Origin of the sequence: Agrobacterium sp. RC10-4-1, assembly GCF_014138475.1 — a bacterium.
Taxonomy (GTDB): domain Bacteria; phylum Pseudomonadota; class Alphaproteobacteria; order Rhizobiales; family Rhizobiaceae; genus Agrobacterium; species Agrobacterium pusense.
The window spans coordinates 512,777-536,734 of sequence record NZ_JACJIT010000001.1; the positions used below are offsets into that span (position 1 = coordinate 512,777).

Consider the following 23,958-nt stretch of genomic DNA (forward strand, 5'->3'; position numbering starts at 1 on the left):
TTGTAGATCGCAGATGCTTGGGAAAGGCCGGAGCATGACGAAGGAGAGGTTTTACGCCAACAGCATCTCACCAGAACCCGGCAATTCTGCCGGGTTTTTTATTGCCAAAACCCACCCTCCATCCTGTTTGCACCTTCGCGCGGCAAGCCTGTTTCAGGGAAAAACTTTGCGCATGAGACAGATCGGGTGAAACAGCGATGCCATCCACGAAAATTTCCAAAAAACCAATTTCATCAATAATTTAGCGCAAAGCTTTTCTTCGTTTCCAAGCAAGAATTGCTTTCTGGACCCGCGCTATGGCCGCCTGCACTGTGAGCTGGAAATCTCACCCTCACATGATGGATGCCATGGCCAAGGATACGCTTTTTTTGATCGCTCCCGGTTTCGAGGACCCCAAGCACCCCGGTGTCCGGTTCGTCTGCCCGCATTGTAACCAGATCGAGGGTCTGCTTGCCGCGTTTCCTGACCTTGCCGCCGGGATCGATATCCACCGCGTTGGGTTCCAGCGCCCGCGTGAGGCGGTTATCGCCGCGGTGGGGGAGGAAAATCAGTCGCTGCCGCTGTTGATCTTCGCCGGCGACGCGCCTGCCGACGTCGCGGTCGAGGGCGAGACGCATTTCATTCAGGACACCAAACGCATTTTGCAAATCCTCGCCGAGCGCCACGGGTTCCCGCAGCTGCACTGAGTTGCCGCACCCCGCATATCGGATTTTTCGGAGACAGATATGACCATTTCCAGACGCCAGTTTCATAAGATCGCACTTGCTGCCGGCGCATTCGTGGCGCTCCCGGGCGGTTCTTTCGCCGCGGCCGAAGAGCCGGTTTCGGGCGGCACGCTCAAGATCGTTTATTTTCCTGAGCCGACTCAGCTCGTGGCCATCAATACAAGCGCGGGCGGACCGCAGTTCATCGGCTCGAAGATTTATGATGGGCTTCTGACCTATGACTATGAGCTTTCGCCGAAGCCGAGCCTCGCCAGGGAATGGAGCGTATCGGCGGACGGACTGGAATATGTTTTCCACCTCCAGCCGAAGGCCAAATTCCATGACGGCAAACCGGTAACATCGGCGGATGTGGAATTTTCCATCCTGCGGCTGAAAGAGGCCCATCCGCGCGGTCGGGCGACGTTCGCGAATGTCGAACGCGTCGATACTTCCGATCCGCTGGTCGCGAAGGTGAAGCTCTCCAAGCCGGCGCCGGGCCTGATCACCGCGCTCGCGTCGTCTGAATCGCCAATCGTGCCGAAGCACATCTTTGAAACCTTCAAACCGACCGACAATCCCAAGCCTGCGCAGATCATCGGCAGCGGCCCTTTCGTGCTGAAGGAATGGGTGCCAGGCAGCCATATCCTGCTGGAGAAAAATGCCGACTACTGGGATGCGCCGCGCCCTTATCTGGAGCGCGTCATCATCCGCCTCATCAACGATGCGGGCGCCCGCGCGGCGGCGCTGGAAACCGGGGAAGGGGATATTGGCCCCAACCCTGTGGCGCTCGCCGATCTGGAGCGGCTGAAAGCGATCCCGACGTTGAAGGTGGATGACCGCATCTATGCCTATGCCGGCCAGCAGAACCAGCTGGTCATCAATCTTGAGAACGAATATCTGAAGGAACTGAAGGTCAGGCAGGCCATTGCCCACGCCATCGATGTTCCGGCGCTCATCGATACCGTGCTTTACGGTTACGCCGTGCCATCGCCGACACCGATCAGCCCCGGTCTTGCGAAGTTCCACAATCCCGATATCGGTTTTGCCAGGTTCGACGTCGCGCAGGCGGAAAAATTGCTGGACGAGGCGGGTTTCCCGCGCAAGGACGGCGGCAAGCGTTTCAAGCTCCGCGTCACCACCAACCCATTCAATCCGCAGACCTATTCGGATTTCATCGCGCAGGCGCTGTCGAAGATCGGGATTGAGGCCGATATCCAGAAATTCGATTTCGGCACCTATGTGAAGGTGGTCTACACTGACCGCGCCTGGGACCTTTCGGTGGAATCCCTGTCCAACACTTTCGATCCAACGGCCGGCGTCCAGCGCGTCTACTGGAGCAAGAACTTCAAGATAGGCCTGCCATTCTCAAATGCCAGCCACTACGCCAATCCGGAGGTGGACCGGCTGCTGGAAGCGGCGGCGGTGGAGCCTGACATCGAGAAACGCGCTGCCTTCTTCAAGGAATTCCAAGCCGTTGTCGCGAAAGATCTTCCCGTCATCAATCTCGTCGCACCCATCCAGCCGGTCGTCGGCAGCGTGCGCATCAAGGATTATGCGACGGGGGCCGAAGGTCTCGGCGGTAATCTGGCCAGGGCATGGCTGACGAAGGAGGCGTGAGCCGCCGCAGTTGGTCCTTAGAGCAGTGAGGTCATTTCATGAGCAGAAAATCCGAAAAGCTGGTTCTCAACGCCTTCATCTATCCGGGCGGACATCACGAAGCGGCCTGGCGGCACCCGGATTCAGAGCCGCACCGCGTCACCGATATCAGGCTTTATCAGGATATCGCCCGCAAGGCCGAGGCGGCGAAGCTGGATGCGATCTTCTTTGCGGATGCGCCGGTACTGGATGCCAACATCCGCTACGCCGCCCGCCACCGGCTGGAGCCGATCACCATGCTGGCGGCTCTCGCTGCCGTCACCGAAAAGATCGGCTTCATCGCCACGGCGTCGACCACCTATTATGAGCCCTATAATCTCGCCCGGCTGTTTGCCTCTGTTGATCATATCAGCGGCGGCCGCGTAGGCTGGAACATCGTCACGACCTCGGCGGATGCAGCGGCCGGCAACTTCAACCTCCAGAAGCACCCGCCGCATGCCGATCGTTATCGTCAGGCCATCGAGTTCGTCGATGTGGTGACGAAGCTCTGGGACAGCTGGGAGGATGATGCCATCGTCGCTGACAAGGAAAGCGGTCTATTTGCCGAAACAGATCGCATCCATCCCGCCAATCACGATGGCGAATTTTATCGGGTGCGGGGCGCATTGAATGTGCCTCGTTCACCACAGGGACGGCCAGTCTATGTTCAGGCAGGCTCCTCGGAGGAAGGCCGCGGTTTTGCCGCCCATTATGCTGAGGCAATCTTTACCGCGCATCAGACTCTGGAGAGTGCGCGGTCTTTTTATTCCGACATCAAGCGGCGTGTCGCGGCCACGGGGCGCAATCCCGCCCATGTGAAAATCTTACCCGGCATCAGCCCCTTCATCGCATCAACCGAAGAGGAGGCACGAAACCTTGAGGCCTCCTTCAACGATCTCATCCAGCCGGCATTTTCGCTTGGGCAATTGCAGCGCATCACCGGCATAGACCTGTCATCGGCCGATCTCGACCGGCCGCTGCCGCAGGAAGCCGTGGAAGCGACGCGCGCGCAGGCGAACAGCAGCCGCCATCAGCTGGTTCTCGACATCATCGACCGGGAAAACCCGACGATCCGGCAATTGCTTCACCGGCTTGCCGGCGGGCGAGGTCACAAGGTCATATCAGGCACACCGGAACAGGTAGCGGACTGGATAGAGACCTGGTTTCGCGAGGGTGCTGCCGACGGATTCAATATCATGCCGCCATGGCTGAATGGCGGGTTTGATCTCTTCGTGGACGAGGTGGTGCCGATCCTCAAACAACGAGGCCTCTTCCGTGAGGATTATGAGGGCGACACGTTGCGTGATCACTACGGCCTGCCACGACCTGACAATATTTACGTGGCGAGAGAGCCGCAAAAGGAACGCGCCTGAGGTGGGACGGGCGTGTTCAGGCGGCGGCCTCAAGAGCGCGCATATCCTCGCGCAACAGAGCGAGTAGAGATGCGACCTCCGGCAGCCGCCGCCTGTCAGGACTGGTCAGGAGGTGATAGCGGCTGGCGGTCGGCTGCGGCGAGCCAAAAGGAGCGATCAGGCGGCCGCTTTTCAGTTCTTCCGAAATCAGCGAATGACGCACCAGGCCTATGCCGTGCCCTGATGAGATCGCTTCTATCAGCGCGGTCTGGCGTGAAAAACGCGGACCCGTTGCGGAAAGCCTGAGCGGAATGCGGCAGGCGCGAAGCCAGTTCGCCCACTCAAATGCCGGGTCAAGGCCATTACCACGCAGCAGCGCAAAGCCGATATCACGCAACCGCTCCGGTTCGCCTGCAAGGCCATGGCGGGCCGCAAATTCCGGGGTGCAGACGGCGCTGACGGTATCGGGAAATAGCGGTTCATGAATGAAGCCGGGAATTTGGGCGGCGGTGGCGACGATGGCGCAATCGGCATCAAAATGGGTGAGATCGACGGTATCGCCCTCGATGGATTCGATCGAAAGCTCGACGTCTCCGAGTGCCGGAACGATGCTGCCCAGCCGCGGCGCCAGCCAGCGGGCGGCAAAGCAACCTTCCGCCAGAACTTTCAACTGCGGCCGTGCATTCGAAACCATCAGGTCGGAAAGACTGCCGATCATGGTCTCGAAAGCGTCCGCCAGACCGGGATAAAGTGCGCTGCCGGCATCGGTCAGCACCAATTCACCGCGCTGGCGGCTGAAAAGCGGCTGGCCGAGGTGGGTTTCGAGAATTCGGACCTGCTGGCCGATGGCAGCGGTCGAAACATGCAGCTCCTCCGCCGCGCGTGAGAAGCTGGCGTGGCGCGCAGCCACGACAAAGGCGCGCAGGGCCGTCAGCGGCGGCAGGCGGGAAAGCGTGGGCAGGCGAAAAGCTGTCCGGCCGCCGGCGGGAGCGACAAACTCCGTTCTCATTGCTGCTTCTCCTTTGGCGGCTTCCGCACAGTCAGAACACCCGGCCTTCCCTGAGATGTGTCGTGGTGCCGTTGAGATAATAATCACCGATCACCCGCGCTTTGTGGGCAAGCGGATTGTGATTGTAGACGGTGCGGATATTGCGCCAGTGACGGTCGAAATTCCGGTCGCTCGATGTCGCCGAGCCGCCCCCCAGTTCATAAAGGTTGGTGGCAACGGTCAGCGACAGCTGCGAGGCAATGATCTGGGTGCGGGCGGTGGCGAGCGAGCCTTCCAGCAACGCCGCCTCGATCGCCTCTTCATTGCCGGTGGCGAAGGCGGCCGCGGTACGGTCGAGTGTTCGGGCTGCTTCGCGGATAAGGGTTTTCACCGCGAAGGCGCCGGCGCTGATTTCGCCGAGCATCTTCTGCACGAAGGGGTCCTGATTGGCGGTTTCGGCACTGCTGTGAAGCGTGGTGCGCGCCTGGCGCAAAACATACTCGACACCGTCATTAAGCGCGCCCTGAACGGCGCCGGCGGCCGAGGCGGCAAGGTGCAGCTGCCGCATAGCCGAACTGTGCCGGCCAATCTGGCTGCCGAGCTTACGGGTCGTCAATTCATGCGGCAGCACCTCGACATTCTCGAGCAGAACACCGCCGCTCGCTGTCATGCGCTGGCCCATGCTGTCCCAGTCGTCGAGAATGGTGATGCCCTGGCGATCAAGCGGAATGAGCACGCCGATCGGTTGCTCGTCATCGCCGATGGCGCTGAAGGTGCCGAAATCCGCAAAGGCGGTGCCGGTCGCATACCATTTACGGCCGTTCAGCCGGTAACGGTCGCCATCGGCGCTGAGCCGTGTGGTGATTTCGCCGGGGCGCTTGGTGCCCTGTTCGGTGCTGGCACCGGCGAAAAGCTTGCCGGTGAGCACATGTTCGAGATGGCGCCGGTCTTCCAGCTCGATGGGGGCGAGAGCGAGGTTTTCGGTAAAATTGAAATGGCTGCGAAGCGCGTGCGGAATATTACTGTCGGCTTCGCCGAGGATCATCAGCACCTCGATATAGTCCGCAATCGAGCCGCCCGGTCCGCCCTTGGCTTCGGGAATACGCAATGTACCGATCTTCGCCTCCTTGATGAGGGCGAAGATATCGTAAGGAAGTTCCCGCTGGCGTTCGCGGCGGGCGGCATCCTTTGCTGCGATAGCCGCAATGTCCTTTGCCCGGGCCAGAATCTCGTCACGGCTCGGTACGCCGGAATTGTCGGTGGTGGTTGTTTGCAGTTTCGGAGTGGACATTGCGGTTTTCCCTGAGCGGATGTGAGGGCCTGCGGCACAGCGCGCCGCAGGCATGGTCTTCTGGACGATCAGGCGACCGCGCGCGGCTTGAGCGCCGGGCGGTGCGCCGCTTCAAGATTGCGCGGCACACGGCCTTCGACGGGGTGGCTCGGATCGTTGAAACCGGGTGTGGAGGGATGGCCGGTGGTAACGAGGCTGTCGACCAGCGCTTCATCTTCCGCATCGATCTTCACATCGAGTGCGCGAATATATCCGTCCCAATGCTCTTCGGTGCGCGGGCCAGTGATGGCGGCGGTGACGAACTTGTTGTTCAGCACCCAGGCGAGCGCAAAATCCGCCGCTGAAACACCTTTCGAAGCGGCATGGGCCGCGACCTTTTGGGCGATCTCGACCGATTCCGGACGCCATTCCGTTTCCAAAACGCGCTTGTCGCCACGGCCAACGCGGGTATCGGCGCCGGGCTGTTCGCCAGGCTGGTATTTGCCGGTCAGCACGCCGCGGGCGAGCGGCGAATAGGACACCACGCCAAGGCCGTAATGATTGGCCGCCGGCAACTGCTCGGCTTCGGCCGTACGGTTGACGATGTTGTAGAGCGGCTGGCTGGCAACCGGCCGGTCGATGCCGAGCTGGTCGGCCAGATGCGAAATTTCGGCTATGCGCCAGCCGCGGAAATTCGACACGCCGAAATAGCGCAGCTTGCCGGCGCGGATGAGGTCGGCAATGGCGCGCACCGGCTCTTCCAGCGGCGCATCGAACACGGCGCGGTGGAAATAGAGGATGTCAATGTAATCGGTGTTGAGGCGGCGCAGCGAATTTTCGACCGTTTCGATCACCCATTTGCGCGAATGGCCGCCAAGGTTCGGGCCCTTGGTATGGGAGTTGACGAATTTCGTGGCCAGAACCCAGTGATCGCGCGTGGCCTTGATGCCGCGGCCCACGACCTCTTCCGACTTGCCGTCGTGATAGACATCGGCGGTGTCGATGAAATTGATGCCCTGTTCGCGAGCCTTGTCGATGATGCGGAAGGCCACGTCATCCGGCGTCGGGCCTCCGAACATCATCGTGCCGAGGCTCAGCGGTGAAACTTTCAGCGCGCTGCGTCCGAGATAGCGATAGTCGACCATTATGGTTGCTCCTTCAGTTTATTGGGCATGGTGGCAGGCCACGGCGTGGTTCTTGCCGAAAAGGGTATAGTCAGGTGCTTTTTCGCGACAGAGATCGGTGGCGAGCGAGCAGCGTGTATGGAACCGGCAGCCGGATGGCGGATTGTGCGGGCTCGGCAGATCGCCCGAAATGGGGGCCGCCTGCTTGCGGCGGGCGGGATCCGGAACGGCGGCGAGAAGCGCGCGGGTATAGGGGTGTTTCGGGGATGCCCAGAGTTCCGATGTGGGCGCGCTTTCGACGATCTTGCCGAGATACATGACCAGCACGCGATCGGAAAAATAACGCACCACGGAAAGGTCGTGCGAGACGAAGAGATAGGACAGCGAAAGCCGCTTCTTCATCTCCACCAGAAGATTGAGAATCTGCGCCTGTATCGACAGATCGAGCGCCGAGACCGGCTCGTCACAGACGACCAGTTCCGGTTCCAGAACAAGTGCGCGGGCAATGCCGATACGCTGGCGCTGGCCGCCCGAGAATTCATGCGGATAACGGTCGAGTGAATCCGCCGGCAGGCCCACCTGCGCGACGATGGCTTCAACGATCTCCCGCTGGCGCGCCCGGTCTCCTATGCCGTGCACCTTCAACGGCCCGGTAAGGATGGTGCGCACCGTCTGGCGGGGATTGAGCGAGGCAAAGGGATCCTGAAAGATCATCTGGATGCGGCGGCGAATGCCGCGCAGTTCGGACGATGTCATTGCGGTCACATCCGCACCCTTGAAGGTGATCCTGCCGGAAGACGGTTCGACCAGTCGCATCAGGGACTTGCCGAGCGAAGACTTGCCGCAACCGGATTCGCCCACCAGGGCAACGGTTTCACCCGCCTCGATATCGAGCGACACGTCATCGACGGCGCGCACCGTGCCGCGTCCGCCCGTATAATGGGTGGAAAGACTATGCACCGACAAGAGCGCCATTGGGTATCTCCTGAGATGTTGGAGCAACGAAGGGGCAGGCGGCGTAACGGCCGTCTGAAATCTGCCTCAGCGGTGGTACATACTGCCCGCAGAAGCCGCGGGCGCTCGGACAGCGCGGCCGGAAGGCGCAACCGCGTTCCCCCGTGGCGGAAACGATGGAGCCGGGAATCTCAATGAGCGGCCCGTCGCGATAGTGCTGGCCGTCTTCGGCGCGCGGCGAGGCGGCAAGCAGGCCGCGCGTATAGGGGTGGTAGGGAGTGGAGAAAACCGGTTCCGGCAAGCCTTCCTCCACCTTGCGTCCGGCATACATGACCATCACCCGGTCCGCCCATTGCGCCACGATGCCGAGATCGTGGGTGATGAGGATGACGGCCATGTTGAGATCACGGCGCAGATTGTCGAGCAGCTGGAGTATCTGCGCCTGTATCGTCACGTCGAGCGCGGTTGTCGCCTCGTCGGCAATCAGCAGTTTCGGATTGCAGGCAACGCCGATGGCGATCATCACGCGCTGACGCATGCCGCCGGACAGCTGGTGCGGATAATCATCCACTCTACGGCTGGCATCGGGAATATTGACGAGGTCGAGGAGCTCAATGGCCCGTTTGCGGGCCTGATGTCGGTCGATCTTCTCATGGATGCGCAGCACCTCGATGATCTGTTCGCCAACGGTCAGAACCGGGTTCAGCGAGGTCATAGGCTCCTGAAAGATCATGCCGATATCGCGACCGCGAATGCCGCGCCATTGTTTTTCCGAAAGCGGCAGCAGATCGCGCCCTTCGAGCAGAACCCGCCCGCCCGTCTTGGCGTGGGAGGGCAGGAGGCCGATCAGGCCGAGCGCCGTCAGGGATTTGCCCGAGCCGCTCTCGCCGACGATTGCGAGCATTTCACCGGGGCTGACATCGAAACTGACGCCTTTGACGGGCTGGGCAGAGCCGAAGCTGACGGAGAGATCATGGACTTCAATCAGTTTGCTCATCGGCGTTCCTCCGAAAAACGGGGGTTGAGCGCATCGTTGAGGCCATCGCTGATGAGGTTCAGCGAAATGACGGTGAAGACGATGGCAAGGCCGGGAAGGGCGGTCAGATACCAGGCCGTGCGGATGACATCGCGGCCGGATCCGATCATCGAACCCCAGGAAACGCGGTTGGGGTCACCAAGGCCCATGAAGGAAAGTGCTGCTTCCATGAGGATTGCGCCCGCCACCATGACCGAGGAGGTGACGATGATCGGCGGCAGCGCGTTGGGCAGGATTTCCTGAAACACGATGCGCGCATGGCCGTAACCGAGGCTGCGCGCGGCAAGCACGTAGTCCTTCTCGCGGATGGCGCGGAATTCCGCGCGGGTGAGGCGTGCCACCAGTGGCCAGGTGATGATGCCGATCGCCGAGGTGACCGTGGTGACAGAAGGCTGGGCGATGGCGACAAGCACGACCAGCAGCACGAAATTCGGCAAGGTCTGGAAGATTTCGATCAGCTTGACGAGGATATCGTCAATGATGCCGCCGAAATAACCGGCGAAAGCGCCGACCGCGATGCCGATGGTGAGCCCGATCAGTGTCGCCACGACACCGACGGTGAGCGAGATGCGCGCACCATGCACGATGCCTGCCAGAACATCCCGGCCCATGGAATCTGTGCCAAGCGGATAGGCCGCGTTCTGGCCGGGCCACAGGAACGGGCGGGCTACCATTTCCAGGGGATCGCCGGGATAGATCAAGGGGGCGATCAGCGCGGTAACGATGACGGTCGCGAGAAACAGCAGGCCAACGATGGCGTTGGGATTGGTGAGGAAGATTTTCAGTTCTCGCCGCAGGCCGCGCCGGGGCACGGAAACGGAGCGGGCCGAGAGCGCATCCGGCGCATGGATATAGGGCCAGGTCTTTTCTTCGGGCTTCTTCGGTTTGGGGCTGGTTTCTTCAGCGCCGAGTTCGGCCGTGTCGAGAACCGCTGATGTATGGGAGGAATTCATCGGCTTTCTCCAATGCGGGGGTCAAGCCATGCCTGCAACAGGTCCACGGCTGCATTGACGATGATAACGACGAGGGAAGAGAGAAGCAGAATGCCGAGCAGAACGCTGAAATCCCGCGCCATGACGGCTTCGAAAGCAAGGCGGCCAAGGCCGGGCCAGCTGAATACGGTTTCGACCACGACAGCACCACCAAGCAGGCCGCCAATATGCATGCCGGCCATGGTTGTGATGGGGATCAGCGCATTGCGCAGAATGTGGCGTGTGGTCAGCCTGATCGGTGAAACGCCCTTGGCACGAGCGGTGCGCACATAGTCCTGCGACTTCACCTCCAGCATCGCCGCGCGAGTGAGGCGGGCGTAGATCGCCAGAAAATAAAGTGCCAGGGACAGGGCGGGCAGGACAATATAGCGCAGCCGGTCCAGCAGGGCGGAAAACCCGGTGAGGCTGCTGCCAATGGTGCTGTCGCCGCCCGAGGGAAGCCAGCCGAGCTTCACCGAAAAGGTAAGGATCAGCATCAACCCGATCCAGAAACCGGGCACGGAATAAAAGATCAGCGAGCCGATGGAAATGATCCGATCCGGCAGCTTGCCGGAGAAAAGGGCCATGATCGAGCCGAGAAACACGCCGACGAAAATCGCAATGCCGAGCGCCGCGCCCATCAACGCAAGCGTGCCCGGCAGGCGCTGGCCGATGAGATCAGCCACCGGCATGCCGTAGCGCGGCGAAAATCCGAGGCTGAACTGGGCGAGATTGCCGAGATAATTCATCAGCTGGTGCAGGACCGGCAGGTCCAGCCCGAAACGATTGCGGATTTCCGCCATGGTTTCGACGGTCGCCGAACCCGCTTCCGCAGCCAGCACATCTGCGGCATCGCCCGGCGCTAACTGCAGCAGGAAGAAGTTCAGAATGACGATACCGAGAACCGTCGGGACGGCTTGAATGGCCACCCGTTTCGCCTGCGATAAAATCCTTTTCGAATTTGACATCGGCTCCAGTCCGCAATCGTTAAAACATAAATCCGCCGGTGAAGGCACGGACATTAGTTGACTAATTTTATGGAATTTGTCAAAGAGTAATAGAATTATTTTCTGAAATTTACGGAAAATCGCGCCTTAAAGAAAAGATAATTCCTATTTGTGAGAATGGTTGGTTCACTATCCCAATCTCGTTCTTGTCCGAGGAACAAACTTCTTCCCAAGCGCAAGAGTTCAGTTTCGCCGGTCTTTCGCCGGTTCAATCAAGGAGAGGGTATCGCATGACTGTTTTCAACCAGACGACGCGGCGGGGATTTCTGCTGGCGTCGGTCGCCCTTGGCGTGGTGTCTTTGCCTGGGCTGAAGCTTCGCGCGGCAGAGCCTGCCAGTGGCGGAACAGCCACGTTGCTTATCTCGTCGGAACCGCCGGTGCTGACGACGATTGCGCACACGGCCTATAATTCCGTCTATATATCACCGAAGGTCACCGAGGGTCTGCTGACCTATGATTTCGATCTCAATCCCAAGCCGCTGCTGGCAAAATCATGGGATGTGAGCGCGGATGGCCTGCGTTACACCTTCAAGCTGAGACCCGGCGTTAAATGGCATGACGGCAAGCCCTTCACATCCGCCGATGTGGCGTTCTCCATCAACACCATCAAGGAAGTGCATCCGCGCGGCCGCAACACATTCCTCAATCTGACTGCCGTCGAGACGCCGGACGAGCTGACGGCGGTGCTGGTGCTTTCCAAGCCCGCGCCCTACCTCATTACGGCGCTCGCCGCCGCCGAAACGCCGATCGTGCCGAAACACCTCTATGAAGGGACGAAAGTGACCGAAAACCCGGTCAATCTCGCACCCGTTGGCACCGGCCCGTTCAAGTTCAAGGAATGGGTACGCGGCAGCCATATCGTTTTCGAGCGCAATGCCGATTATTGGGATGCGCCGCGCCCCTATCTCGACAAGCTCATCGTTCGCTTCATTCCTGATGCTTCCGCCCGCGCGATTGCCATTGAAACCGGCGAAATCGATCTCGCGCCCAGCACGCCGGTTGCCTATAGCGATCTCGATCGTTTGAAGGAGCTTCCGAGCCTCGGCTTCGAGACCAATGGCTATCAATATACCAACTCGATCAGCCGCGTGGAGTTCAACCTTGAAAAGGATGTCTTTAAGGATGTCCGTGTCCGCCGCGCCTTCGCGCATGTCATCGACCGCAACGTCATCTTCAACACCGTCAACTATGGTTACGGCGCGACGATCACCGGGCCAATCAATCCGAAGCTCACGAAATGGTTCGTGGATGATCTGAAGACCTATCCGATCGATCTGAAGGCCGCCGAAGCGCTGCTCGATGAGGCCGGATACAAGCGCGGTGCCGATGGCATCCGTTTCAAGCTCAATCTGGATTACGTGCCGAGCACCGAGGCCTATCCCCGCGGCGCAGATTATATTCGCCAAGCGCTGGCGAAAGTCGGCGTTGATGTGACGGTGCGCACGCAGGACTTCGCCACCTACACCAAGCGTATCTACACGGATCGCGACTTCGATTTTGCCTATGAGGGCATGAGCAATCTCTTTGATCCGACCGTGGGTGTGCAGCGGCTTTATTGGTCGAAGAACTTCAAGAAGGGTGTGCCTTTCTCCAATGGCGCGGCTTACAGCAATCCCAAGGTGGATGCACTTCTTGAAGCGGCCGCCATCGAGATCGATCCCGACAAGCGCGTCGCGCAATGGAAGGAGATCCAGCAGATCCTCGTCGAGGACGTGCCGGCCATCGACATCGTCGCAGCACCTGAAATCACCATCTACAACAAACGTATCGCCGATCACACCATCGGTGCCGAAGGTGTGGCGGGAAGCCTCGCCTTCGCGCATATCGCCGCATCCTGATCGTCTCACCAGACCCGGCTCGCCCTTGCGGCGGGCCGGGATGTCTCCCTTCAGCCGACGGGCGCCGCAGCTTCGCTTTCCGGTGCCATCGTTTCATTGAGGCCATTCCATGAGCACGTCACTTTCTGAAATCTGGTACACACGCTGCCCGGTGCCCACGCCAGTGGGGCTCGCGGCGCAGCTGGGTTATCTCGAGCAGACCTTCAAAGAGGCCGGCATAGCGCTGAAATCCATCATCGACTCACCTGACCGCTCCGTTCGCCAGAGCCATTTCAACCACACGCTGGAATGGTCGTTCCGCCATGGCGGCAATGTGCCGCCTATCCGTGCCCGCTCGGAAGGGCGCAATACGCGTCTCGTCGGGGTGACGTGGACGGATGAGTTTCAGGCGATCATTACCCTGCCGGAAACCGGTATCCGTTCGCTTGCCGATCTCGTCGGTCGCCGTTTCGGCGTGCCGCGCCGGCCGGAGGGCATCGTCGATTTCATGCGGGCGACGGCGCTGAAGGGCATCGTTTCGGCGCTCTCGCTGGAAGGGCTGAAGGTCGGGGATATCGAACTCACAGATATTGTCATCAAGGATTCGGTGCTCGCCTCGCAGGAAGGGCCGTCGCTGTTCGGCCTGAAGCGCCGGCAATCCTTCGGCGAGGAGATCATCGCGCTCCTGCGCGGTGAGGTCGACGCGATTTTTGTCAAGGGAACGGCTGGCATTGCCGCCGCGAACCTGATCGGCGCCGTGCAGGTGGCGGAGTTCGGTTTTCACCCCGATCCGAAGATACGCATCAATTCCGGTTCACCCCGGGTGTTGACGGTGGATGGGCGGCTTGCCGATGAGCGTCCCGATCTGGTCGAGCGGCTGGTTGCCGCCATCGGCAAAGCCTCGCTCTGGGCGGAACAGCACCCCGAGGAGACGCGCCGTTTCATCGCGCGTGAGGCTGGCGCGACCGAAGAGCAGGTTCTGGCCGCCAACGGCGCGGAGGTTCACCGCCATCTTGGCCTTGGCCTCGATGCCGACCTTGTCGGTGCCGTCGGCCATTACAAGGACTTCCTGCACCAGTGGGGCTTCCTTGAAAACGACTTCAATCTTGGCGCCTGGATCGATGATCGTTTCGTTACGGCGAATGAAAGGGCGGTGGCATGAGCGTCGCACTTTCCGCCGTTCCGAACGCGTCGGCGCAGCCCGCCGATCCGGTCGCCGTGGCAACCGCGCTGGCCGAAGATTTCAGCCTGACGGCTGCGGACCATGACAAAAGCGGTGAATTCGCTGCGGGTAATTTCGAGGCGCTTTTCAAATCAGGACTGCTCGGTCTTGTCACGGCTGAGAAGGATGGCGGCTGGGGCGAGGGCATGGAAACGACCCATGCCGTCATCACAGCCATCGCCAAGGGCGATCCATCGACCGCTCTCATCCTCGCCATGCATTATAGCGTCCATGCCGCGATCCGGCGCGGCAAGTGGCCGGCGGCACTGGCCGCAAGGGTGCTGGCCGCCAATGGCCGGGAATTGGCACTCCTCAACAACGCGCAGGCAGAGCCGGGTGTCGGTTCGCCGGCCCATGGCGGCCTGCCGGAAACAACGGGGCGAATTGAGGGCGATGTCTGGGTCGTCAACGGCCGCAAGAGCTTCGTGACTGGCCTGCCGGGCCTGAAATGGGCGATCGTACTCGCCGTGACGACGGAAGAGACGCCGCGCCTCATCCAGCTCCTGGTTCCTCTCGACGCGACTGGGATCACCCAGGAAAAGGCATGGGAAGCGACCGGCATGTACGCCACCGCCAGTCATGATCTGGTGTTGGAGGACGTCAGGGTGCCACTTGCCGATATCGTGGCCGAGCAACCGGCGGATGAGCCGCTGCGGCGCGATGAAGTGGACGGTTACAATTTCTTCGTGCTGCTGGCTTCCGTCTATCACGGCGTCGCGCTCTCGGCGCGGGACGATCTGCTGCGCCATCTTAATGGCCATGTTCCGGCAAGTCTCGGCGCACCGCTGTCCTCCATCCCCCGCATTCAGGAAGGTCTCGGTCAGATCGAAGTATTGCTGGCGGCGAACAGACGCCTGCTTGCCTCCGTCGCCCGGGATATCGATGCGGGGGAGAGAGTGGGAACCGATGCACTGGCCGTTCGCCATGTCGTGATTGACAATGCGGTGGCGGTGACGGATCTGGCTCTGGAACTGGGCGGCAATCGCGGCCTGCGCCGGGACTACAATCTTGAGCGCCATCACCGCGATGCCATCACGGCACGGGCGCATGCGCCGCAGAGCCATATGATCCGTACGATGCTTGGCCGCCAGAGCATCAAGGCAGCCGGCGGCTGACCGGAGAAGGCATTGGGCGGCCCTGTTCCAGCAGGGTCGCCCGGCAGCGTCACCGCATCAATCCCGCAGCAGCGGCAGCAGCCTGTCGCCCTGCCGCTCAATTTCTTTCAGATAGGGCGTATCGGACAGCACGAAATGGGTGACCCCCAACGCACGATACTTCTTGAGCGACGTTGCGACATCTTCCGCTGATCCTACAAGCCAGGTCGTCCCGGCGCCGCCGCCACCGAATTTGCCCGGAGCGGTGTAAAGATTGTCGTCCAGCACGTCGCTCTGCCGGTGCAAGTCCAGAAGGCGGCGCTGGCCGACTGCGACTGCCTGAAGATGGTCGTTCCAGCGCACGCCATTGTTTGCGGCCATCTCGGCAACCTTTGCTTCCGCATCGCGCCACGCCTCGGCGGTCGTTTCGCGCACCAGCGTGGTGATCCGCAGGCCGAATTGCAGCGGCGGCAGATCGCGGCCGAGCGTTTCACTGAGGTACCTGAGCCGTTCTATCCGCTCACGCACACCGGCGAGCGGCTCTCCCCAGAAAAGCTGCACGTCGGCCTCGGTTGCGGCAACCTGCTCGGCTGCTTCGGAAGCGCCGCCGAAATAGAGTTTGGGATGCGGCCTGCCTTCGCGCGGCGCGATGCGCGGCAGGACAGTGGAGTTCTTCACCCGGAAATGCTCACCTTCGAACGAGACGTTTTCCTCCGTCCAGAGCCGCCGCACCAGCCGCATGAATTCTTTCGTGCGGGCATAACGCTGCGCCTGATCGCCTTCTTCGTCGCCATAGGCCGCAAGCTCATCCCTGCCGGAGACGATGTTGATCCTGACCCTGCCACCCGAAAGCTGGTCGAGGGTGGCGGCTGCCGATGCGAGGTTGGCCGGTTTCCAGTAGCCGGGGCGGATGGCGATCAGCGGTTCGAATGTGGTGGTGCGCGCAGTAAGCGCCGCCGCCACCGTGAACGTGTCGGGTCTTCCCCAACCCGTGCCGACCAGCGCGCCTTTCCAGCCATGGGTTTCAAGCGCCCTGGCATGGCCCGTCAACGTGTCGAGACTGTTGTGATTATCGCTGACGGCATCGCCACGGTGACCGGGTTTGACGTCATTGGGGATGTACCAGAGAAATTCGCTCGTGCTGCTCACATTATCCGCCTGAATTTTCGTTTGTGGTGCGGCGGAGCGGCTCTGCCAAAGCCCGGCCTCTGCCACTTGGGCTACGGGAAGCGCAAGCCTACCCACGTGCGAGAATGGCAAAGCGGCGACGGCCCGGCGAAGCAGCGACGTTTCTTTTGTTGTCCGGCAGAGGAAAAGCTTTCCGTCCGGAAAGCCTAAATTGCACATATTTTCTATATAAAAAATTTGAGGAAATGATTTCCTCTGACGGACATTATCTTGGGGACCGAGAACGTATTTTCTGAACTATGGGATTTGTCTGGATCGTTTTTCCTCGTGCGTCCAAAAGGTGAGCAAGGCGATAGTCGACTGGAATCATAAAATTCACCATGCTTGGTGCACTCGCACACAACCTACGGAGCAGGCATGTGTACCACCTTGATTGTTCCTGGCCTGAATGGTTCGGATGAAGGGCACTGGCAGCGACATTGGTTGCTGGATGATCCCGATGCCCAACTGGTTGATCAGGACAATTGGCAATGCCCGGTTCTCGACGACTGGCTTGACCGTCTGGAGGCAGCGCTGGCGACCGTCGAAAGTGCTTATGTCGTCGCCCACAGCCTCGGTTGCCTGCTGGTGGCGAATATGGCTTCTCGACCCTCCGCCGCCAAGATCAGGGGCGCGCTTCTGGTTGCACCCGCTCATCTCGACCGCGTGGAGGCGATGCACCCCTGTATTGTGCGGTTCGGCGCATTTCCGCAGCAGCCGCTTGCTTTTCCGAGCCTCGTCGTGGGCAGTATGAACGATCCCTACATGGATGCCGAAGAGCTCTCGCGCAGTGCCAGCCTGTGGGGGAGCGATCTCATCAATCTCGGCGCCGTCGGGCATATCAATATTGCCAGCGGCTACGGACGATGGCCCGAGGGTTATGCTCTGCTCGAACGGCTGAAGATGGGTAACGCACCCGCAAAGGCGGGGACCCGATCGAGGTCCAACACACTGAGTGCGCTCAGTGATGCGTATTTTTGAAGAGAAGAGTGGCCGTTTGCGGTCCATGTACTGCCATTGGCCGTCGGAAACGGATTTTTTCCGTCACGCCGCAAGCTTGGTCCACATTTGCCGATGATCCTCTAATTATAGAATAGTAATTTTATCGAAAATATTGACGATTTTGTATGATCGCCTGAGGATTGAGCGAGTAGAGCAAAGGAGGCGCACATGCCACAGGGACTTCATGCGTTTACTTTCGATCTGTTCGGTTTGACCCGGCGTCAGCCGCGTGACGAGGAACAGGTCAGCCTTCATCCCTTGGACCATTCCGGACGTATCAGGCGAGAAAAAAGCGATCTCGAACTCGAGCGGGAAGAAATCTGCGAAATGAATTTTGCAATGCTCGGCCTTTACCCGGTCTTCTGACGGCTATTGGCGAAGGCTTCGTTTCGCTTCGCAGGGCGGGTTATCCGGGAGAGAAACTCTCCATGCCGAATGGAAATTGGAACAAAATTTCTTAAACGCGCCGGGGAATTGGCTACCCTTTATCATCAGAACGCATTGCCCGAAGGGCGGATTGCAAAGGACCAGCCGATGAGCACAGCCGACAAACCCCTCGATTTTCTTTGGTTCATTCCCTCGTCGGGCGACGGTAGTTATCTGGGCTCCGACGATCTCGCGCGTCCTGCCGATCCCGGCTATTTTCGCGAAATCGCGCAGGCTGCCGATCGGCTGGGTTATTCCGGCGTGCTCATTCCAACCGGCGTCGCCTGCGAGGAATCCTTTATTCTCGCGGCCAATCTTGCGGCTTATACCGAGAAGCTGAAATTCCTCGTTGCCATCCGTCCGGGCGTTGCGTCACCCGCCTATTATGCCCGGCTGGCCTCCACGCTTGATCGTGTTTCCCATGGACGGCTGCTTCTCAACATCGTGGTTGGCGGCAGTGCGCAGGAACTGGGCGGCGACGGCATTTTCCTGCCGCATGACGAACGTTACGACCATGCCGACGAGTTCTTCCAGGTTTTCAATTCACTGATCGAAACCGGCAAGGGGAGCCTGGATGGCAAATATATCAAGGCGGTGGACGCAAGGCTCGGCCTGCCGCCGGTACAGGAGCCGCGCCCGCCGCTTTATTTCGGCGGCTCTTCCGATGCCGGCATCGAGTTTTCGGCTGGTATCACCGACAAATATCTCACCTGGGGCGAGCCGCCGGCACAGGTCGCTGAAAAAATCGCCAAGGTACGTGCGGCCGCTGCCCAAAAGGGCCGCGAGGTAACCTTCGGCATTCGCCTGCATTTCATCGTGCGTGAAACCGACGAGGAGGCCTGGGCCGATGCCGACAGGCTGATTTCGAAGCTCTCCGACGAGACCATTGCGTCTGCTCAGGAAGTATTCTCCAAAGCGTCGGATTCCGTCGGGCAAGCGCGGATGCAGGCGTTGCACAATGGCCGACGCGACAGGCTCGAGGTTTCCCCGAACCTGTGGGCGGGCATCGGGCTCGTCCGTTCGGGCGCCGGCACGGCGCTGGTCGGTTCGCCTAAGACGGTTGCGGCGAGACTGCGGGAATATCAGGCGCTCGGCATCGATACCGTCATTGCGTCCGGTTATCCTCATCTCGAGGAAGCCTATCGCGTTTCCGAACTGTTGTTCCCGGAAATCGGGCTCGGCGGACCGCGCGATCAGATCCGCTCGTCATTCGGAACGAAGCAGGTCTTTGGCGGCGGTGGCCATGGCGGAAACGTCAAGCTTGTATCCGGGTCCTGAATGGCCTGCGAAAGGCAGGCCATTCTTCTTCCGCCTCGTATCCTGCGGCAGCTGCAACGGCGCAGAAGCATATAAAACATTATTTCTATAGAATTTTGTCATTATGGAAAAAGGTGCCTGTTTCCCACCCCATCGCCGCTGTTAGCTATTGAACAAATCAGCTTTTTCAGGAGCCACCGATGACATTGCAATATGCGGCCAAGGATCAACAATTCATCAATCTCCGTGACCCCGTTGCCGGCAAGGCTCCGGATGCCGACAGCCTCAAGGCGGCGCTGAGAACACTGGGCGGCGGCGTCAGCGTGATCACGGCGGGGGAAGGGGAGGCCCGTACGGGTGCGACCGTAACCTCGGCCACGGCGCTGTCGGTCGATCCCCCCAGAATTCTTGTCGCGCTCAATCGCTCCTCGTCCACATGGCCGGTCGTGCAGCGTTTCGGCCATCTCGCCGTGAACATTATCGGCCCCAACCATCAGTTCATCGCCAACCAGTTCGCCGGCATCGGCGGCCTGAAGGGTGCGGATCGTTATCGCGGTGCTGAATGGACCCGGCTGGCGAGCGGCGCGCCCATTCTCGAGGATGCTGTCGCGGCGATCGACTGCACCATTGAGGAAGCGATCGAACGGCATAGCCATGTCATCGTGATCGGCAAGGTGGAGGCGATCCGCGTCGGCTCCGGCTACTCGCTGGTCTATCAGAACGGGCGTTATCATTCGCTGGGTTAAGCGTCGGCCGCCGGCGCGTCACTTTGTCATTGTTTGAGGGAGTTGAGCATGGGATCCGTCACGCCTCTCGGCGAAAGACTTCGTTTCGTTCCTCCACGCCTTGGCGCGGATATCGATGTGCTGACCGTCGCACGGGCAATCGCCGCGAACTGCGGGGTTGAAAGTCCAGGACACATCCACGCTCGGATTGCCCGTTCCGGCCTTCTCGCTCTTTCCGTTCCAACGGAGCTCGGTGGAGCGGATATCACCAATGACATTCTGTCACAGGCGCTTGCCATTATTTCAGCAGCCGATGCCGAGGCGGCGCAGGGCCTCGTTGAACATTTCACTGCCCTTGAGTTCATCAGGAATGCGGGCAGCGAAGAGCAGCGCAGGGCGCTTTTCGCCCGTCTCGATCTTGGCGAGACATTCGGACTGGCAACGTCTGCCGCGAATCTGGACCAAGCGGTTACGGTGACGGAAGACGACTACGCCCTGCGGCTTCCCGACGACGTTGTTGGGTCGGTGAGGGGCGACGCGGACTGGATCGTCGTGCCAGCGGTCAATACGTCCGGGCAGCCCTTGCTTATCGTCTTGCGCAATCGCCCCAATACGTCGTGGGAGGGTCTGTTGCGTGCCGATCAGGTTGTGTTCCTGGCTCAGGGCGCCGGAAATCTGGCCACTTCCGTTTCAACTCTTTTGAGGGCCGCAGTGGCGTTGGGACAAAAGCAGGGTGAGCTTTCGTCCCTGCTGATCGACAGGCTGGCGTATAAGGGTGCGGCACGACCCGTCATAGGGGAAGTATTTCTCGCCATCGAACTCCTGAGGGCGCAGATAGCAAGCCTTGCGGCCAATATCGATGCGGCACAGGTTGGTGCAGAAAACGTCACCTTTCGCTCGGTTCGCAACAATGCCATCACGCTTGAAATCCTGATGGCGCGCCTCGGTCTTGTCGAAGGCGTCAGCGAAGACGGATTGATCGCTTCGCTGGAGGACGATCTGCGCAGGCAATGAGTAGATCGCGAATGACCGACCGTTCGAAATCTATTGACCGGCCGGAATGGCGTGGGCGTCCTGCCCGTCCTTCTCCACGAATTGCGCAAGCGTCATATTGTCCAGAATCGTTGCGATGGCGTCACGCACGTCCGTCATCGAAAGTCTGACCTGACAGGTCTCCGGATCATCGCAGTCGTCACAGGCTTCAAAGGCTGTGCGACTTGCGCAGCGGATGGGCGCCAGAGGACCGTCCAGCGTGCGGATAACCTGGCCGATCATGATTTCCGACGGCATTTTCGACAGTGAATAACCGCCATTGGGCCCCTTCTTGGAGCGCAGGATTCCGCTATTGCGCAGTTCCAGAAGAATGGTGTCGAGAAATTTTTTCGGGATGTTGTTACGGCTCGCAATCTCTGTCACGAAGGCGGTTTCGCCCTGGGGCAACCGCGCCAGATCGACAAGTGCCTTTAGTCCGTATTTGCCTTTTTTGGTCAACATCACATGATCCGAAAGAGAGACGGCACATTTTACAGCGCCTCGCCATATTATTCCTGAGTTACTAAGTAGTTTTTACCGAATTTCGGCGCAAGCCCGTTTCGCCTTCGTTTGGTGCTGAAAGCGGCCAATTGCCACGTTATTTTGAGGTGACCTCCGCGTTGCGGATGCCTCCCGCCTGCGCCGGCTTTCCGAGACACCACTGAAAACAATATTTTCTCTCATCGCGCCGCAACGTGGAACGATCATCCTTTATTAGTATATAAAATCCGTAGACAAAGTATGCATCTAAGACACGCGAGGTGATGATGTATACGCTCAGTTTGCTGGACAAGAGCCCTGTTCCAACGGGTGAGGACGCGGCGAGTGCATTCCGCGACACGATCAATCTCGCCAGACGTGCCGAAGAGCTGGGCTACCGCCGTTTCTGGGTGGCCGAGCATCACAATTCGCCGGAACTAGCCGGGTCCGCGCCGGAAGCGCTGGTTGCGTGGATATTGGCGAAGACCTCCCACATCCGCGTCGGCTCAGGCGGTGTCATGCTGCAGCACTACAGCCCTTACAAGGTTGCCGAGGTTTTCAACGTTCTGTCGTCGCTCGCGCCTGGCCGGGTCGATCTCGGCATCGGTAAGACACCGGGCGGGCTGCCGCTCGCGACGTCAGCCTTGCAGCAGGCCTATGATACTGCCCGCAAACCGGATTTTGAAGCGGCCTTCGGCGAGCTTACCACATTCCTGTCCGGCGCGGCGCCGCACGAACACGCGCAGGCCGGATTGCGGGCAACTCCCGTACCGCCGGTCGCTGCGGAACGATTCCTGCTCGGCGCCAGCCCGGAAAGCGCAAGGCTTGCCGCTTCACGCGGGTGGAATTTCGTTTTTGCCGGCCATCTCAATGGCGACGTGGAGGTTCTCCGCCGCAGCCTTTCGGCTTTCCGTGAAGAAAGCGGCGGAGTTGCCCCGGTCCTTGCACTGTCAGCGTTTGCTGCCAGCGACCCCGCCCATGCCGCGCGGCAGGTCGAAGGTCAGCGCATTTACCGGGTGTTCCTCAGTGATGGCAGGGCCTTCAATCTGGGCCGGCGTGAACAGGCGGAGGAATTTGCCCGCCAGTCCGGCGATGCCGATTACCGCATCGAGGAGCGCAAGCCCAATGTCCTGCATGGCGGGCCGGAGGATATTCACAAGGCGCTTCGCGCGCTTTCCGAAGAGCACGGCATCGAAGAATTCATCATCGAGCCGCCGCATGTCGGGGCCGATCAGCGGCTTGCCTCGATCGAACTCTTGGCCACGCACCGCCTTTCCCGGGCGGCGTGATTTAGTCCTCAGGAGGAAATGACATGACGAGAAAGAAAATCCGTTTCGGCATCATGCTTCAGGGTCCCGGCGGGCATATGAACGCCTGGCGGCATCCCAAAAGCCCAGTTGACGCCAGCGTCAATTTCGAGTTTTTCAGGAAGAATGCGTTGAAGGCGGAGGCGGCCGGTATCGCCTTCGCTTTCGTGGCGGACGGGCTTTACATCAACGAAAAGTCGATCCCTCATTTCCTCAACCGGTTCGAGCCGCTGACGATCCTTTCGGCGCTGGCCGCGGTGACCTCGAAGATCGGTCTCGCCGGAACCGTTTCGACCTCCTATAGCGACCCCTTCACCATCGCCCGCCAGTTTGCTTCGCTCGATCTCCTGAGCGGTGGCCGCGCCGGATGGAATGCGGTGACGACACCTCTCGAAGGCACGGCGAAGAACTACAGCCGCAATCATCCTGAACATGCGCTGCGTTATGAGATTGCCGACGAATATCTCGAAGTCATCAAGGGTCTGTGGGACAGCTGGGACGATGATGCCTTTGTGCGCAACCGTGAGACGGGACAATTTTTCGACCGCACCAAACTTCACACCCTCGGCCATAAGGGCCGCTTTTTCCAGGTGGAAGGCCCCTTGAACATCCAGCGTTCGCCGCAGGGGCAGCCGGTAGTGTTTCAGGCCGGCTCATCCGATGCCGGCATCGGTCTTGCGGGCAAGCACGCTGATGCGGTCTTCACCAATTCCGCTTCACTTGAGGAAAACCAGACCTTCCTGAAGCGAGTCAAGCAGAGTGCCGTCGCGCAGGGCAGGTCCGCTGCCGATGTGAAGATCTTCCCAGGCATCGGACCGATTGTCGGCGAGACCCAGGAAGAAGCGGAGGCGAAATACGACGTTATCCGCAACCTCATCACAATCGAGGAGGCGCTCGCCTATCTCGGCCGCTTCTTCGATCATCATGATTTCAGCGTCTATCCGCTGGATGATCCTTTCCCTGACCTGGGCGATATCGGCAAGAACAGTTTCCGTTCAACGACCGACCGCATCAAGCGTCGCGCCAAGGAAAAGAACCAGACGCTGCGCGAGGCTGCACTGGAGGCGGCGACCCCGCGTGAGGGCTTCATCGGCACACCGGACAAGGTGGCTGACGAAATCATCCGCTGGGTGGAGCACGACGCTGCGGACGGCTTCATTCTCGGTTTTCCCGTGATCGCCGAAGGGCTGGATGATTTCATCCGCCTTGTCATTCCTGTGCTGCAGCGGCGGGGTTATTTCGATCCGCATCTGGACGGGGCGACGCTGCGCGACCATCTCGGGCTGCCTTTCCGGGAAAGCGTCTACGCCCGCGGCGATAGCGGTTCGGACAAGGCCATCGCATAAGATCGCGGCCGGAGGGCGATCCGGCCGGCGCAGACTTTCAGG

General features: G+C 60.1%; 22 protein-coding genes. 13 read left to right on the top strand and 9 right to left on the bottom strand.

All coding sequences use genetic code 11. The features are described 5' to 3' along the window. The first annotated feature begins 335 nt into the window (after positions 1-335). From FHW77_RS02370 to FHW77_RS02380, 3 genes are read left to right on the top strand one after another with little or no spacing between them, the layout of a single operon-like run. Positions 336-686 (top strand): DUF3088 domain-containing protein, encoded by a 351-nt coding sequence (locus FHW77_RS02370; RefSeq protein WP_100911198.1) that lies wholly within the window; start codon positions 336-338, stop codon positions 684-686. A 39-nt stretch (positions 687-725) separates the two neighbouring features. Continuing rightward, positions 726-2,321 (top strand): ABC transporter substrate-binding protein, encoded by a 1,596-nt coding sequence (locus FHW77_RS02375; protein ID WP_004445490.1) that lies wholly within the window; start codon positions 726-728, stop codon positions 2,319-2,321. A 38-nt stretch (positions 2,322-2,359) separates the two neighbouring features. Then, the gene (locus tag FHW77_RS02380; protein WP_004445487.1) at positions 2,360-3,712 is read left to right on the top strand and encodes an LLM class flavin-dependent oxidoreductase; all 1,353 of its coding nucleotides are present in this window, start codon (positions 2,360-2,362) and stop codon (positions 3,710-3,712) included. Positions 3,713-3,728: 16 nt separating this feature from the next. Here FHW77_RS02380 and FHW77_RS02385 read toward each other — a convergent pair whose 3' ends face one another. The 7 genes from FHW77_RS02385 to FHW77_RS02415 form a co-directional block, all read right to left on the bottom strand. Next, the gene (locus FHW77_RS02385; RefSeq protein ID WP_022562893.1) at positions 3,729-4,700 is read right to left on the bottom strand and encodes a LysR substrate-binding domain-containing protein; all 972 of its coding nucleotides are present in this window, start codon (positions 4,698-4,700) and stop codon (positions 3,729-3,731) included. A gap of 31 nt (positions 4,701-4,731) precedes the next feature. Beyond that, entirely contained in the window at positions 4,732-5,970 is a 1,239-nt protein-coding gene (locus FHW77_RS02390) for an acyl-CoA dehydrogenase family protein (protein ID WP_004445483.1), read from the bottom strand. Between the two features lie 68 nt (positions 5,971-6,038). Continuing rightward, positions 6,039-7,094: an aldo/keto reductase gene (locus FHW77_RS02395; protein ID WP_004445482.1), complete on the bottom strand. Its 1,056-nt coding sequence runs from the start codon at positions 7,092-7,094 to the stop codon at positions 6,039-6,041. Positions 7,095-7,112: 18 nt separating this feature from the next. Further along, positions 7,113-8,048 carry an ABC transporter ATP-binding protein gene (locus FHW77_RS02400; RefSeq protein WP_004445481.1) on the bottom strand — a complete coding sequence of 312 codons (936 nt, stop codon included), beginning with the start codon at positions 8,046-8,048 and terminating at the stop codon, positions 7,113-7,115. Continuing rightward, positions 8,026-9,024, bottom strand: coding sequence for an ABC transporter ATP-binding protein (locus FHW77_RS02405; RefSeq protein WP_004445479.1), 999 nt, complete (start codon positions 9,022-9,024; stop codon positions 8,026-8,028). Before FHW77_RS02405 ends, FHW77_RS02400 begins: the two co-directional genes overlap by 23 nt. After that, positions 9,021-10,016, bottom strand: a complete 996-nt coding sequence (locus tag FHW77_RS02410; RefSeq protein ID WP_004445477.1) for an ABC transporter permease — start codon at positions 10,014-10,016, stop codon at positions 9,021-9,023. Before FHW77_RS02410 ends, FHW77_RS02405 begins: the two co-directional genes overlap by 4 nt. Next, a complete protein-coding gene (locus FHW77_RS02415) occupies positions 10,013-11,002 on the bottom strand; it encodes an ABC transporter permease (protein ID WP_004445474.1) in 990 nt (329 codons plus the stop codon). Before FHW77_RS02415 ends, FHW77_RS02410 begins: the two co-directional genes overlap by 4 nt. Before the next feature lie 269 nt (positions 11,003-11,271). On the opposite strand from FHW77_RS02415, the gene FHW77_RS02420 reads away from it, so the two are divergent. From FHW77_RS02420 to FHW77_RS02430, 3 genes are all read left to right on the top strand, one after another. Then, the gene (locus FHW77_RS02420; RefSeq protein WP_004445472.1) at positions 11,272-12,879 is read left to right on the top strand and encodes an ABC transporter substrate-binding protein; all 1,608 of its coding nucleotides are present in this window, start codon (positions 11,272-11,274) and stop codon (positions 12,877-12,879) included. A 109-nt stretch (positions 12,880-12,988) separates the two neighbouring features. Beyond that, a complete protein-coding gene (locus tag FHW77_RS02425; protein ID WP_004445469.1) occupies positions 12,989-14,020 on the top strand; it encodes an ABC transporter substrate-binding protein in 1,032 nt (343 codons plus the stop codon). Then, positions 14,017-15,195 (top strand): acyl-CoA dehydrogenase family protein, encoded by a 1,179-nt coding sequence (locus tag FHW77_RS02430; RefSeq protein WP_004445467.1) that lies wholly within the window; start codon positions 14,017-14,019, stop codon positions 15,193-15,195. The genes FHW77_RS02425 and FHW77_RS02430 overlap by 4 nt, the downstream gene beginning before the upstream one ends. Before the next feature lie 57 nt (positions 15,196-15,252). Here FHW77_RS02430 and FHW77_RS02435 read toward each other — a convergent pair whose 3' ends face one another. Continuing rightward, positions 15,253-16,323 (bottom strand): LLM class flavin-dependent oxidoreductase, encoded by a 1,071-nt coding sequence (locus FHW77_RS02435; protein WP_004445465.1) that lies wholly within the window; start codon positions 16,321-16,323, stop codon positions 15,253-15,255. Between the two features lie 396 nt (positions 16,324-16,719). Here FHW77_RS02435 and FHW77_RS02440 point away from each other — a divergent pair, with 396 nt between their 5' ends. The 5 genes from FHW77_RS02440 (at position 16,720) to FHW77_RS02460 (ending at position 20,765) form a co-directional block, all read left to right on the top strand. Further along, positions 16,720-17,322 (top strand): alpha/beta hydrolase, encoded by a 603-nt coding sequence (locus FHW77_RS02440; protein ID WP_004445464.1) that lies wholly within the window; start codon positions 16,720-16,722, stop codon positions 17,320-17,322. Positions 17,323-17,511: 189 nt separating this feature from the next. Beyond that, positions 17,512-17,709 (top strand): hypothetical protein, encoded by a 198-nt coding sequence (locus FHW77_RS02445; protein ID WP_004445462.1) that lies wholly within the window; start codon positions 17,512-17,514, stop codon positions 17,707-17,709. Positions 17,710-17,877: 168 nt separating this feature from the next. After that, positions 17,878-19,047: an FMNH2-dependent alkanesulfonate monooxygenase gene (ssuD, locus tag FHW77_RS02450; protein ID WP_004445461.1), complete on the top strand. Its 1,170-nt coding sequence runs from the start codon at positions 17,878-17,880 to the stop codon at positions 19,045-19,047. A gap of 179 nt (positions 19,048-19,226) precedes the next feature. Then, on the top strand, positions 19,227-19,772 hold the full coding sequence (locus FHW77_RS02455) for a flavin reductase family protein (RefSeq protein ID WP_004445459.1): 546 nt from the start codon (positions 19,227-19,229) through the stop codon (positions 19,770-19,772). Between the two features lie 48 nt (positions 19,773-19,820). Further along, complete coding sequence (locus FHW77_RS02460; RefSeq protein ID WP_004445457.1) at positions 19,821-20,765, top strand: acyl-CoA dehydrogenase family protein; 945 nt, start codon at positions 19,821-19,823, stop codon at positions 20,763-20,765. 30 nt (positions 20,766-20,795) lie between these two features. Here FHW77_RS02460 and FHW77_RS02465 read toward each other — a convergent pair whose 3' ends face one another. Continuing rightward, positions 20,796-21,245 (bottom strand): RrF2 family transcriptional regulator, encoded by a 450-nt coding sequence (locus FHW77_RS02465; RefSeq protein WP_004445456.1) that lies wholly within the window; start codon positions 21,243-21,245, stop codon positions 20,796-20,798. Positions 21,246-21,547: 302 nt separating this feature from the next. Here FHW77_RS02465 and FHW77_RS02470 point away from each other — a divergent pair, with 302 nt between their 5' ends. Together FHW77_RS02470 and FHW77_RS02475 are read left to right on the top strand one after the other, a co-directional pair. Further along, entirely contained in the window at positions 21,548-22,552 is a 1,005-nt protein-coding gene (locus FHW77_RS02470; protein ID WP_182590346.1) for an LLM class flavin-dependent oxidoreductase, read from the top strand. 23 nt (positions 22,553-22,575) lie between these two features. Then, on the top strand, positions 22,576-23,916 hold the full coding sequence (locus FHW77_RS02475; RefSeq protein WP_100911197.1) for an LLM class flavin-dependent oxidoreductase: 1,341 nt from the start codon (positions 22,576-22,578) through the stop codon (positions 23,914-23,916). The last annotated feature ends 42 nt before the right edge of the window (positions 23,917-23,958 follow it).